This is a genomic window from Streptomyces sp. NPDC005262, from assembly GCF_042872425.1.
In the GTDB taxonomy this organism is placed as follows: Bacteria; Actinomycetota; Actinomycetes; order Streptomycetales; family Streptomycetaceae; genus Streptomyces.
This window is the reverse complement of sequence record NZ_JBIAKK010000029.1, coordinates 40,440-51,650: the sequence shown is the minus strand read 5'-3', so window position 1 is coordinate 51,650 and position 11,211 is coordinate 40,440. Positions and strand designations below refer to the sequence as shown.

Here is an 11,211-nt window from a genome sequence, read left to right as displayed (position 1 = left end):
CTCCCGGAACCTACGCCGGCCGGGGAGCAGTAGCCGTCGACGGGTCGGTGTGCGGAGCCGCCCGAGATCGGCCCCGCACACCGGCCGGGGGCACGCGGCGGGGGTATGTCGACGACCGGGGTCTTTCCGGAAGGAAGGCCTCCTGCTGCACCCCTAGCTAGGAGCGGTTGCCTTCCCGCTGGATTGCGTTGCTGACCGGCGAGTCCTGGCCGGACCTGGTCGAGTGTTGGTTTGCCGAGCTGACCGGCGCGAAGCTCCATCACCGCGTCCAGGCCTCGAACGCGACATCCGTGCCCTGGCCGCGGACTGGCACGACGACGCCGCCCATGCGTCTGGACCGGGACTGCCGGTCAGGTCCTTGAATTTTCGCCAGGATACCGCCGACGGATCAAGGACACCGGGTTGCCTCGGTGGGCCTGCCGGCCCCGGCTCCCCGCGGCCGTTACCCGCTCCGTGTCTGGCTGTCTGCTCAGCGGGCGGTGAGCAGCGCGCCCGCGTTCGGGACGACCGGCTCCAGGTCGAGGGCCCGCAGGATGCGCCACACGGTGGCGGCGGAGGCGCTGATGACGGGGATGTCGAAGGCGTCCTGGACGGCCTGCAGGGCGGGGAGGGACGGCATCTGGACACAGGCGCTCAGGACCAGGGCGTCCGCGCCCTTGGTGTTGACCTTGGCGGCGAGGTCCTTGAGCTGTGCCGGGTCGAGTCGGCCGACGGTGAGGTTGTCGGGGACCTCGAGGCTCAGGGAGTCGACGACCTCGGTGCCCTCGGCCTGGAGGTAGTCGCAGACCATGCCGGTCAGCGGCTTCATGTAGGGGGTTATCACGGAGATCTTCTTCGCTCCGAGGTGGTCGAGCGCCTCGGAGAGCGCCCCGGCGGAGGAGAGGACCGACGGAACCCTGCGGTCGCCGACGGCTTCGGCGGCCGCGGCGGCAAGGCGCTTCTCGCTCTCCCGGTGGTAGCCGCTGCCCTGCGCCATGATCGCGACGAGACAGGCGTACGCCATCACATCGACGTCCGCGTCGGACAGCTCGACAGCGCAGCGGTCGGAGGCGGCGTCCATCGCGGCGAGCTGGTCCGGCGTGACCTGCTGCATGCGCATGCGCGCGGAGTGGAAGGTGAAACGTTCCGGGCGGACGAGCTCGCGGGCCCGGAGCATGGCCGGGATCTCGGTCTCCATGGTGGTGTTGGAGCTGGGGACGATCATGCCGACGCGGTAAGGGGCGTGCTGGGATGTCATGGGAAGCCTTTCGGGGGGAGTGCCTCCGGACGGCCGCGCGGGCGCGCAGCCGGACGGTCCGCTTCGCGAAGCGGCGTCCAGGAGGCGGTGATGTGAAGGGGGCACCGGAGGGGCCGGTGCCGACCCGGGTCCGCACCGGCACCGTTTCGGGGCCGTCGCACCCCGGGCGAGCCCGGCTCCGGACCGACGGTGACGACGGCCGGGGCGAGCCCGGCCCTGAACCGACGGTGCCGACGGCCGGTGCCGGAAGTCGGCACCGACGGCCGCCGAAGGTCGGCGACGACGGCTGTTGCCGAATGACGCGGCCGGTGGACGGTGCCGCCGGACCGCGCCGGCCGTCGCACCGCCGATACGGCGGGCGCGGCAGCAGGCCGGGGCTCAGTCGCCCGGGATGTGTTCCAGGTTCTCGGTACGGGTGTACGGCACGGCGACGGCGCCGGGGCGGACCCACTCGAGCCGGATGGGCCGGTGGACCGAACCGTTCTCCTCGTGGGCCAGGCGCAGGCCGAGGCCCCGGGCCGCGGTGAGCAGGGAGTCGAAGCAGTAGTCGGGGTCTATGTCGAGGGCCATGCCCAGCGCCGCGTCGATCAGGTGGAGTTCGAGGAGCTGCCGGGCCCGCTCGCCCTCCCGGTTGCGTACCGCTTCGAGGAAGTGCCGGTCGACCTGGGTGAAGTCGGCCGGAACGGCCGGGCGGGACATGTGCAGGCGCTGGTGCCGGAAGATCCTGGAGTGCTGCTGGACGGTGAGTTCGGCGAGCAGCGGCGGATAGCGGTCCAGCAGTAAGGCGTGGAAGCGGAAGTGTGACTCCTGGAAGTCCCTGGTGCGGCCGGCCGACGCCTCCATCGCCGCCAGGGCCGTCGCCATCTGCTCGATGTCCTTGTCCCGGACGTCGTCCATCAGGGCGGCGACCAGCGGCGGTTCCACGAGGAGCCGGGCGGCGTAGGACTGCTCGGCGTTCTCCTGGCTCGCGGGTGAGACCTCCATGCCGCGGTTGGCATGGGAGATCACCAGTCCGTCCGCCTCGAGCCGGTGCAGGGCCTCGCGCAGCGGCGTGCGGCTGACGCTCAGTTCGTCGGCGAGGGCCTGCTGGGAGAGCCTTATCCCGGGGGCGAAGGTGCCGTCGAGGATGCGGTCGCGCAGCTCGGTGTAGATCTCCTCGACGGTGCGCCCGGATCGGGCCATCAGTCGTCGCCTTCCTCGTAGGCACCGAGGTGCTTGGCGAACAACTCGCTGAACTTCTCGGGTTCCTGGGCGGCGACGATCTCCAGCTGCATGGCATCGAGCAGGATACGGTGGCCACGCCGGGGGACGACGATCTCCAGGCGCTCTCCCTGCCGGGTGAACACCTTGCGCAGTTGCACCCCGGTGAACTCGTTGCCGATTCCGATCCATTCGCCGTGCCGGACGATGCCGTCCTTGTCGGGGCCGGGTGTCCCCGCAGGGTCAGGGTGCGTGCTCATGAGACGGGCTCCTGCTGGTGGGAGGCGGCGATCCGGACCGGTGCGCGCAGGTAGGCGTCGGAGCGGACCTGTTCCAGGACGGGCAGGGTGGTGCGGGCCTTCTCGACGAGGGCCAGGTCGAGTTCGACGACCCGGCAGGCGTACGGCGCCTCGCCCAGGTCGGCGAGCACCTCGCCCCAGGGGGCGACGGCGAGCGCGTGCCCGTACGTCTCGAAGGCGTCGGTGCCCGGCTCCGTTCCGTGCACCGTGGCGGAGGCGACCACATGGGCGCCGTTCTCGATGGCGCGGGCACGCAGCAGAACCTCCCAGTGGGCGCTGCCGGTGGTGCGGGTGAACGCGGCGGGTACCAGGAGGACCTCGGCGCCGGCCCGGGCGAGCGTGCGGTACAGCTCGGGGAAGCGCACGTCGTAGCAGATGGTGATGCCCATCGTGACGCCCTTCACCTCCAGCAGCAGCAGTTCGTCCCCGGCACGCTCCACGCCGGAAGCCTCGAAGGAGACCCCGTCGACCCGGGCGTCGAACAAGTGGACCTTGTCGTAGGTACCCATGATCGCACCGTTGCCGTCGATCACCAGGGCGGAATTGGTGACACGGTCGGGCCTGCGGTGCTTCATGCCTCCGAGGACGACCACGGCACCGGTCTCCCGGGCGGCCTCCCGCAGTGCGAGGACCTCCGGGGAATCCGGGGTGAAGGCCTTCTCGCGCATCTGCGCGTTGGAGCCGAGCATCAGTCCGTTCTCCGGCAGCAGCACCAGGTCGGCGCCGTCCGCGGCCGTCTCACGGATCGCGTCGACGGCGAGCCGGGTGTTGCGGGCGGTGTCACGGGTGGCGTGCCACTGGGTGAGGCCCACGCGCAGGGTGCGGGGGGTGCGGTGGTCACTCATCGCCGCTCACCTCGGCCGTCGCCGTCTTCTCGGGCAGCACCATGTTGACGACGGCCCAGCCGCCGCCGGACGCCTCCATCGGCTCGTACGCGTAGACCTCACCGCGCACTCCGGGACCGACCATGCCCAGCATGATCAGCCAGTTGGGGAACTCGTACTGGCCGTGGTCCAGGAGGGCGTACGGCTCAAGGTTCGCGACGTCGGTGCCACGGCCGGCCTGGAGCATCTGCAGGAGGTACGTGTCGAACTCGACGTCCGCCTTGCCGAACTTGCCCGGGTCCAGCCAGTGGGAGAGGCCACCGGTGGCGAGCACAGCGACCTTGAGGTCACGGCTCTCGATGACCTCGCGCAACACTTCGCCGAAGACGCGCGCTCCGAACGGGGAGAAGGAGCGGTTGGGCTGGGTGATGATCGGGATCACCGGCAGGTCGGAGCGCGGCAGCAGCAGTCTCAGCGGCACGATCTGACCGTGGTCCAGGGGGAAGTCATCGCTCTCCTCCACCTCGAGGCCCTCGGCGCGCACGGCACGGACCATGGCCTGCGCGAGAGCCGGGGCGCCGTCGATCTTCAGATCGAGGTCGGGGCGCTTGAAGAACTCCATCGAGCCGCCGTAGACGGCGCCGGTGCCGATGACATACGCACCGGTCCTGAAGGACTGGAAGTGGCAGTCCGCCGTGATGAGCAGGACATCCGGGTCGGCGGCGGCGAGCTCGGCCCGCAGCCGCTCGTAGCCGGCCATCAGGCGCGCCACGGCGTCCTCGGGGTCGATCTCGGGGCGGGCGATCAGGTCGGGGACGTGTGAGGCGCCGGCCGCGAAGACGAGATTGGCCGGGACGTTCGGCTCGGGCAGCGGGGAGGTGGTGTCGACGTGGAAGGCGCCCTTGCTGGTGGAGTCGCCGAGGTCGTCGGCGAACCAGCGGCTGACCAGGATCGTGAGGGCGTCGCCGAGACCGGCGGAACGCAGCCTGTCGCGGTCGCCGCCCGCGATGACACCGGCCCACTCGGCGTCCAGGCCGAGGCCCGCGCCGACCTCGGCGGGACCGGCTCGGAAGGAGGCGAGCAGGTCCTGGTCCTTGGCGAGGGTGAGGATCGCCTGCTCCAGAGTCTTGCTGTCCACGGGGGAGCTCCTGATCTGTACGAAGGGCGGTGAAGAAGGAGGGAGGGGTGGGGGCCGGGCGCCCGGAGCCGGGCCGTCGGCGATGGTGTGGGCCCGGCCCCGGGTCTGACAGGTCAGACGAGCTTGCCGTCGCGGACCACGGCCTCGCCGTCGATCTCGACGGTGCAGCCGCGCATCGGGATGTCGAGGTGTGCGGGCGTCTCCCGGTCGGCGAACCGGTTCGGGCCGGTGGACCACATGAAGTTGCCTGCGGTGGACCTCAGTTCCTGCCCGTAGAGGCTGCGCGGGTCGTAGACGTCGAAGGCGGACCAGCGGGCCTGGGGCAGCAGGCCCCAGCCCATGTGGGAGACGGCGTAGACCTCTTCGTCGCCCCAGGCCTCGAAGTAGTCGCGCAGCAGGTGGGCGTCGGCGCCCTTGCCGTCGACGCCGGTGATGAAGCCCTTCTCGACGGTGACGGCGACCTCGTCGCGGACGTAGCGCTGCCACGGGATCAGGGCGTCGCCGGGCTGCAGGACGATGGTGCCCTCGGCGGTGCGGTCGTGCGGGAAGCAGGCGACGAAGCCGCTCGGCCAGTGGTCCCAGCGGTGCTCCTGGTCGACGTAGCCCCACTGGTGAGTGATGGGCAGGTCGGTGCCGCTGATGTCGGCCCTGAGGTCGGTGCCGGCGGCGCTGGTGACGTGCATGGTCTGGCCGGCGCGGAGCTTGTCGCCGCCCGCCTCGACCTGGGTGCGCAGTTCGCCGTCGCCCATCAGACGGTCGAGGACGTCTGCGGGCTCGGCGACGAAGAGCATCCGCTTGCCGTTGCCGGTGATCCGGGTACGGACGTCGGAGTGGATCAGACCGCCGACGGTGACGTCGACGACCATGTCGCACTCGGCGGCCGCCGCGAGCAGCGCCGGGACCTCACGGCCGTCCTCCTTGTAGGGCGGCAGCATCGGGTTGGAGAGGCTGGAGGCGGTGAGCACGAGCGCGGAGGCGCCGAGGTCACGGGCGGCGGCGACGGCCGCCTCGACGTACTCCGTCTTCTGGCCCAGCTCAGAGATGACGGCGACCTGTTCGTCGGCCTTCACGGAGCACAGCCGCAGCTGCTCGACGAAGAGTTCACGAAGCGTGCGAGGCATGCTGGTTCCTTCCATGGCGATGGTCGGGATCGGGAGGCGAAAGCTGGTTACGGCAGGGAGCGGATCGCTCCGCCGTCGACGGCGAGCGAGGCGCCGGTGGTGAAGGAGGACCGCGGCGAGGCGAGGAAGACGACGGTGTCGGCGATCTCCTCGGCGGAGGCCCAGCGGCCCAGCGGGATGTCCCGCACGACCTTGGCGACCTCCTCGTCCTGAGTGCTGCCGTAGGCGGCGGACTTGGCGGCGGTGATGTCCCGCATCCGGTCGGTGCCGGTGGCGCCCGGCATGACCTGCACGACACGCACGCCCAACGGGGCGACCTCGCAGGCGAGTTGCTTGGCCATGGCCGCGATCGCGGCGCGGAAGGAGGAGGACAGCACGCCACCGGGGGCCGGCTGGCGTACCCAGGTGGAGGTCAGGAAGACGACGCAGCCGCCGCCCTGTGCGGCCATCTGCCGGGCACCGGCGCGGGCGAGCTGCACGGCGGGACGCAGCAGCAGGTCGTAACCGCGCGTCCAGTCCTCGTCGGTGGTCTCGAGGAACGGGCCGAGCCGGGGCCCGGGAGTGTTGACGACCAGGACGTCGAGGCGGCCGTGGTCGGCGACGGCGTCGGGGACCAGCCGTGCCGTGGCCTCGGCGTCGTCGAGGTCCAACTTGACGGGGAGGACCTGACCGGTCGCGGTCTCCTCCACGGCGGGTGCGGAGCGGGAGGCGGCGACGACGGTCGCTCCCTCAGCGGCGAAACGCCGGGCGACGGCCGCGCCGATACCGCGGCTTGCTGCGGTGACGGCTACGACGCTGCCGGTGAGACCGAGATCCATGGGGCTTCTCCTTGCGGGCGGTACGGGTGCGGGCGCCGGGTCAGGCGTCGGTCAGGGTGATGGCCTTCTCCGGGCAGCCGAGGGCGGCGGCCCGCGCCGACTCGATCGCGTCGGCGGGGACGGTGCCGTCCCCCTCGACGGCGGCGTAACCCCACTCGTCGAGGGTGAACACGGAGGGGCAGATCTCCGCGCAGGTTCCGTAGGCGTTGCACTTGGTCGCGTCGACGGCTGCCTTCATGAGGGACTCGCTTTCCGGTCGTGAGGGTGGTGGTGGGCGTCAGCTCGTCGGGAACGAGGCGGAGTAGACGGCCGTGGTGGTACGGGCGAGGGTGGCGGCCCCGTCCAGGAAGGAGCAGGCTCCGCGGCCCGACAGGGTCAGGCCCCAACGGGCCAGGCGGGTGTGGTCGGCGGCGGATCCGGTGCCGTCGGCGAGGCGGGCGAAGGTGTCGCGGATCGCCTTGGTGCCGTTGACGCAGACCCCGCACTGGGCGGCGGACTCGTCGGCGTACCAGGCGGCGATGCGCGCGGCCACCCGCAGCGGGTCGTCGTCGGGTCCGAGTGCGGTGACCGCGCCGCAGCCCAGGCCGCTGCCGGCCGCGCGCATGGCGTCGTAGCAGACGGTCGTCCCGGTGCCCTCGAGGCCGACGACGCCACCGAACCAGCCGCCCATCAGGAAACCGTGCACACCGTCGTTGAGACCGCCGCCGACCTCGGCGAAGAGACTGCCGACGGTGAGGCCGAGCGGTACCTCGTAGACGCCGGGCCGGGCGCAGGCTCCGGAGAGGGTGACCAGCATGGTGCCCGGGGAGGTCCTGGTGCCCTCGGTCCGGTAGGCGTCGGCGCCGTGCCGGGAGATCCAGGCGGCGTGCGCGACGGTCTCGACATTGCTCACCAGGGTGGGCCGGCCGTCCACGCCGCACTCGTGGGGGCGCGGGGGCTTGGCGGTGGGCAGCGCGGGACCGCCGTTGACGGACTGGCAGACCGCGCTCTCCTCGCCCGCCACATAGGTGGGCTCCACGGTGTGGATCTCGATCCGTGCCGCCGACTCGGCGTCGTGCTCGGCGAGTTCGGCAAGAGCCGTACGGACCGCCGCCACCGTGAGGGGATGGGAGAGGTAGACCACGGCGCGGCCGGCGCCGACGGTCCGGGCGGCGAGCAGCAGGCCGTCGAGGACCAGGTGCGGGCGGTGGGTGAGCAGCCAGCGGTCCTTGAAGGAGGCCGGTTCGCCCTCCTCGCCGTTGGCGACGACGACCCGGGGGCCGTCGCCGGCCGCCACGCCCCGCCACTTGATGTGTGCGGGGAAGGCGGCCCCGCCGCGTCCGCGCAGGCCGGACGCCTCCAGGGTGTCCATCAGCAGCGCCGGGTCGGTGCCGTAGCGGCCCTTGTCGTAGGTGCCCAGGGCGCGTTCGGCGGCCAGGCCGAGCGGGCCGTCCTCACTGCCGGGCACCACGAGTCGCGGGTGGATCGCCGGGTGGGCCGCCGCTCGCGGCAGGGTGTCCTGATCCGTGCCGTGGCCGGCCACGGAACGGTGGAGCGGGGGAGCGGTGATCATGCGGTGGACCCTCCTCTCGTCGGTTCGTCCGACGTTTCTTCGGGCCGTTCGGCCCAGTGGCCGCCGGATGGCCCCGTCAGCAGGTCGAGGGCCTCGGCGAGGTCGATCACGTCGCCGTACTTCGCGTCGATGTCGAAGAGACTGGCCTCGTGCGGGCCGACGGCGCGGTCACCCACACAGTCGGCCACCACGAAGGCCGGGTATCCGGCCGCGCACGCGTCGACGGCGGTGGCCCGCACGCAGCCCGAGGTGGTCGCGCCGGTGACGATCAGACTGTCGGCGCCGAGGGTGGCCAGCATCGTGGCGAGTCCAGTGCCGGCGAAGGCGGACGCGGCGCGCTTGACCACCACCGGCTCGCCGGCCGAGCGGCCGAGCCGCCGGTCGGTCTCGACCCAGTCGCTGCCCTCGGTCAGCACCTTCATGGCCGGCATCTTCCGCAGCCACAGCGAGCCCTCGACACGGTCGGGGGCGAACGCGATGGTGGTGAAGACGACGGGGACGCCGCGGTCCCTGGCCCTGACGAGCAGGGTGCGGGTGGCGGTGACCACGGCGTCCAGGTCGCTGCCGGGCGGACAGGCCGGGTCGGTGAAGCCGTTGATCAGGTCGACGACGAGGACCACGGGGCGGTTGCCCGGGGTGAGCCGTCCGCCCAGACCGCGGGCCGCGTACAGCTCGGCCACCGCCGCCCGCGCGGACGGCGCGCGGTCCGCGCGGGTGTGCTCCGCGCGCGCCCCGGCCGCCTCGCCCGGCTCAGGCGCCCGGGCCATCGCCGCTCTCCGCGGTTTCCTGCCCGGCGGCCGGCGCGTCCTGCTCGGGGAAGGAGAAGCTCGGCCACTCGCCGGGTGCGGCGCGCATCATGTCGGCGTAGAAGGCGTACAGGTTGCGCTGGACGCCCTCCTCGTAGCGGGTCCACTGGACGCGGCCGGGACCGGGCCATTCCTTGACCGGCTCGGAGATGCCGATGCCCGGCATGCCCATCTCGTAGTTGAGCTGGAAGTCGAGCAGCTCGGCGGCGGTGGAGCGGCCGGTGCGGCCGACGGTGATCCAGGGCTCGGTGTCGTCGACCTCGAAGGCGCCGCCCATGGAGAAGGTGCCCAGGCCCGCGCGGTAGGCGCGGTCCTTCTGCTCGGGGGTGAGGTTCTTGTAGCCGGCGAACCAGTTCCAGACCTCGACCTGGCCGGGGCCGTGCGGCTGCCAGACACGCAGGGTCAGGATGCCGACCGGGGCGTGGTGGGCGCCGTCCTCCGTCATCGGCAGGGCGAGCAGGGAGAAGTTCGGGAAGACGTTGCCGACCATGACACGGGAGCGGCGGGCGACGTCGAGCTGCTCGGGGCTGAGGTTGGTGGTGTTGAAGGACGCGGCGAGTTCGTCGGGGAAGCCGAAGAACTTGGGGCCCGGCTCGTTCTCGTCGGGTGCCATCGAGAAGGAGAGCGAGTGCCCGGGGGACGCCTGGATGTGGTAACCCATCATGTTCTCGCGGAACGGGACGGGGAAGGCGCCGATCTCCCACACCGAGCGGTGCAGGGTTCCCAGGTGGTAGTCGTCGCCGGAGAAGTTGTCCGCGCCGGACTTCCAGTTGGCGTCGATCACGAAGCGCTGCGGCGGGCCGAGGATCTCCATGCCGTGCTCGTTCAGGCCGAAGAGCAGGTCGAGGTACCAGGCCATGCCGCCGAGGTACTCCTTGAGCGGCGGCGCCGACTGGTCCAGGGTCGCGAAGACCAGCCCCTGGTAGCTCTCCACCTTCGCGGCGGAGACCAGGCCGTTGCCCTCCTTGGACATGCCGCCGAAGGCGTTGCGCCACAGCGGGGCGCCGACGAGGTTGCCCTTGGTGTTGTAGGTCCAGCCGTGGTAGGGGCACCGGAAGTGGCTGGTGTTGCCGGAGTCGGCGCGGCAGACCTGCACACCGCGGTGGCGGCAGGCGTCGAAGAGGACGTTGATGCCGTCCTCGTCGTCGCGGACCACGATGAAGCTGTCCTCGCCGATCTTCCGCAGGACGTAGTCGCCCTTGGCGGGTATCTCGGACTCGTGGGCCATGAAGGTCCAGCAGCGTCCGAAGACGTTGCGCAGTTCCTGCTTGTGCAGGTCGGCGTTGCCGAAGATGCTCACGGGAATCGATCCCCGCTCGACACCCTCGGCCACGGCGTCCAGCAGCCGTGCCGTTTCGTCGGTGTGAGTCGTCATGGTCGCTCCTTGGCGGTGGCTCAGAAGAAGATCGCCAGGTTGTGGGTGCGGATCACGGTCAGGTCGAGCAGTACGTCGCGGCGCAGCAGCATCAGCCGTCCGTCCTCGCGGCGCAGCCGGTCGACCCGCTCGCCGGAGAGCAGCTGCGGCACGCTCTGGTCCTGGCGGGCACGGTGCAGGAGCAGGTTGCTCTTGACCTGGAGGACATCGGCGTCCTCGGTGGCGCTGACACGTACATTGGTCACGAAGTGACGCATCCGGGACGGCGGATCCTCGGCCCAGGCGTACTGGGTCTCGTTACGGGCGACGCGGCTGCTCAGTGAGCCGTACGTCTCCAGAAGATGGAAGGTGTCCTCGGAGAACCCGCGTCCGCGAGCGCGTTCCACGGTCTGCCGCAGCGGTACGGCGTATGTGATATCGCGGCTGATCATGGTCTCGAGCCATTCGCGTTCCCGGAGTTCGTCCAGGAGTTCGGCCTCGGTGTGGATCCAGTCGAGGACCTCCGCGTAGAGCGCGGTGTCCGCGGTGATCCGAGGCAGCGTGGAGCCTGTGGAGTCCATCCGTCTCACCCCTAAGTTCAAGTGGACACACTTTTGCATGCACTTTTGGCGTCCACAAGAGGCTGGCTGAAATATCTGTGTCATCCGCACGGATCACGTCAACGGGAAGGCTCCGGACCGCAATCCGTGCAGGTGGGCAGGGCTGAGCCGGCCGTGGCGGACACGCCTGCGGGGGCGCACGAGGGCGCCTGCGCCTGCGTGAGGAGCGCCGCGGCCGGCTCAGGGGCTGCCCCGAGGGCTGACCGCCTCGTTCGAGGCGGTCAGCCCTGTGAGGCGCCTGG

12 protein-coding genes are annotated in these 11,211 nt (G+C 71.2%); all 12 read right to left on the bottom strand.

The features are described from left to right. Positions 1-469 precede the first annotated feature (469 nt). The 12 genes from ACFYP5_RS37845 to ACFYP5_RS37790 all read right to left on the bottom strand — a co-directional run bounded on the left by ACFYP5_RS37845 (position 470) and on the right by ACFYP5_RS37790 (position 10,930). On the bottom strand, positions 470-1,237 hold the full coding sequence (locus ACFYP5_RS37845) for an Asp/Glu racemase (RefSeq protein WP_389044438.1): 768 nt from the start codon (positions 1,235-1,237) through the stop codon (positions 470-472). A gap of 378 nt (positions 1,238-1,615) precedes the next feature. Then, positions 1,616-2,419 (bottom strand): GntR family transcriptional regulator, encoded by an 804-nt coding sequence (locus ACFYP5_RS37840; RefSeq protein ID WP_389044436.1) that lies wholly within the window; start codon positions 2,417-2,419, stop codon positions 1,616-1,618. After that, positions 2,419-2,697, bottom strand: a complete 279-nt coding sequence (locus ACFYP5_RS37835; RefSeq protein WP_389044433.1) for a hypothetical protein — start codon at positions 2,695-2,697, stop codon at positions 2,419-2,421. Before ACFYP5_RS37835 ends, ACFYP5_RS37840 begins: the two co-directional genes overlap by 1 nt. Beyond that, positions 2,694-3,581: a nitrilase-related carbon-nitrogen hydrolase gene (locus ACFYP5_RS37830; protein WP_389044430.1), complete on the bottom strand. Its 888-nt coding sequence runs from the start codon at positions 3,579-3,581 to the stop codon at positions 2,694-2,696. Before ACFYP5_RS37830 ends, ACFYP5_RS37835 begins: the two co-directional genes overlap by 4 nt. Beyond that, positions 3,574-4,698 (bottom strand): hypothetical protein, encoded by a 1,125-nt coding sequence (locus tag ACFYP5_RS37825; protein ID WP_389044428.1) that lies wholly within the window; start codon positions 4,696-4,698, stop codon positions 3,574-3,576. Before ACFYP5_RS37825 ends, ACFYP5_RS37830 begins: the two co-directional genes overlap by 8 nt. 113 nt (positions 4,699-4,811) lie before the next feature. Then, positions 4,812-5,819: a hypothetical protein gene (locus ACFYP5_RS37820; RefSeq protein WP_389044426.1), complete on the bottom strand. Its 1,008-nt coding sequence runs from the start codon at positions 5,817-5,819 to the stop codon at positions 4,812-4,814. Between the two features lie 47 nt (positions 5,820-5,866). Then, entirely contained in the window at positions 5,867-6,637 is a 771-nt protein-coding gene (locus ACFYP5_RS37815) for an SDR family oxidoreductase (RefSeq protein WP_389044423.1), read from the bottom strand. 40 nt (positions 6,638-6,677) lie between these two features. After that, positions 6,678-6,875, bottom strand: coding sequence for a ferredoxin (locus ACFYP5_RS37810; RefSeq protein WP_389044421.1), 198 nt, complete (start codon positions 6,873-6,875; stop codon positions 6,678-6,680). Positions 6,876-6,914: 39 nt separating this feature from the next. Continuing rightward, positions 6,915-8,189 carry an NADH-ubiquinone oxidoreductase-F iron-sulfur binding region domain-containing protein gene (locus tag ACFYP5_RS37805; protein WP_389044418.1) on the bottom strand — a complete coding sequence of 425 codons (1,275 nt, stop codon included), beginning with the start codon at positions 8,187-8,189 and terminating at the stop codon, positions 6,915-6,917. Next, a complete protein-coding gene (locus ACFYP5_RS37800; protein WP_389044415.1) occupies positions 8,186-8,956 on the bottom strand; it encodes an isochorismatase family protein in 771 nt (256 codons plus the stop codon). The genes ACFYP5_RS37805 and ACFYP5_RS37800 overlap by 4 nt, the downstream gene beginning before the upstream one ends. Beyond that, positions 8,940-10,370, bottom strand: a complete 1,431-nt coding sequence (locus ACFYP5_RS37795) for a Rieske 2Fe-2S domain-containing protein (protein ID WP_389044412.1) — start codon at positions 10,368-10,370, stop codon at positions 8,940-8,942. Before ACFYP5_RS37795 ends, ACFYP5_RS37800 begins: the two co-directional genes overlap by 17 nt. Before the next feature lie 20 nt (positions 10,371-10,390). After that, a complete protein-coding gene (locus ACFYP5_RS37790) occupies positions 10,391-10,930 on the bottom strand; it encodes a 3-phenylpropionate/cinnamic acid dioxygenase subunit beta (RefSeq protein WP_389044409.1) in 540 nt (179 codons plus the stop codon). Positions 10,931-11,211 lie beyond the last annotated feature (281 nt).

What these genes read in the sequence shown, in the direction of transcription:
- ACFYP5_RS37845 (WP_389044438.1), bottom strand. Translation starts at nt 1,237, where the DNA reads ATGACATCCCAGCACGCCCCTTACCGCGTCGGCATGATCGTCCCCAGC.
- ACFYP5_RS37840 (WP_389044436.1), bottom strand. Translation starts at nt 2,419, where the DNA reads ATGGCCCGATCCGGGCGCACCGTCGAGGAGATCTACACCGAGCTGCGC.
- ACFYP5_RS37835 (WP_389044433.1), bottom strand. Translation starts at nt 2,697, where the DNA reads ATGAGCACGCACCCTGACCCTGCGGGGACACCCGGCCCCGACAAGGAC.
- ACFYP5_RS37830 (WP_389044430.1), bottom strand. Translation starts at nt 3,581, where the DNA reads ATGAGTGACCACCGCACCCCCCGCACCCTGCGCGTGGGCCTCACCCAG.
- ACFYP5_RS37820 (WP_389044426.1), bottom strand. Translation starts at nt 5,819, where the DNA reads ATGCCTCGCACGCTTCGTGAACTCTTCGTCGAGCAGCTGCGGCTGTGC.
- ACFYP5_RS37815 (WP_389044423.1), bottom strand. Translation starts at nt 6,637, where the DNA reads ATGGATCTCGGTCTCACCGGCAGCGTCGTAGCCGTCACCGCAGCAAGC.
- ACFYP5_RS37810 (WP_389044421.1), bottom strand. Translation starts at nt 6,875, where the DNA reads ATGAAGGCAGCCGTCGACGCGACCAAGTGCAACGCCTACGGAACCTGC.
- ACFYP5_RS37805 (WP_389044418.1), bottom strand. Translation starts at nt 8,189, where the DNA reads ATGATCACCGCTCCCCCGCTCCACCGTTCCGTGGCCGGCCACGGCACG.
- ACFYP5_RS37800 (WP_389044415.1), bottom strand. Translation starts at nt 8,956, where the DNA reads ATGGCCCGGGCGCCTGAGCCGGGCGAGGCGGCCGGGGCGCGCGCGGAG.
- ACFYP5_RS37795 (WP_389044412.1), bottom strand. Translation starts at nt 10,370, where the DNA reads ATGACGACTCACACCGACGAAACGGCACGGCTGCTGGACGCCGTGGCC.
- ACFYP5_RS37790 (WP_389044409.1), bottom strand. Translation starts at nt 10,930, where the DNA reads ATGGACTCCACAGGCTCCACGCTGCCTCGGATCACCGCGGACACCGCG.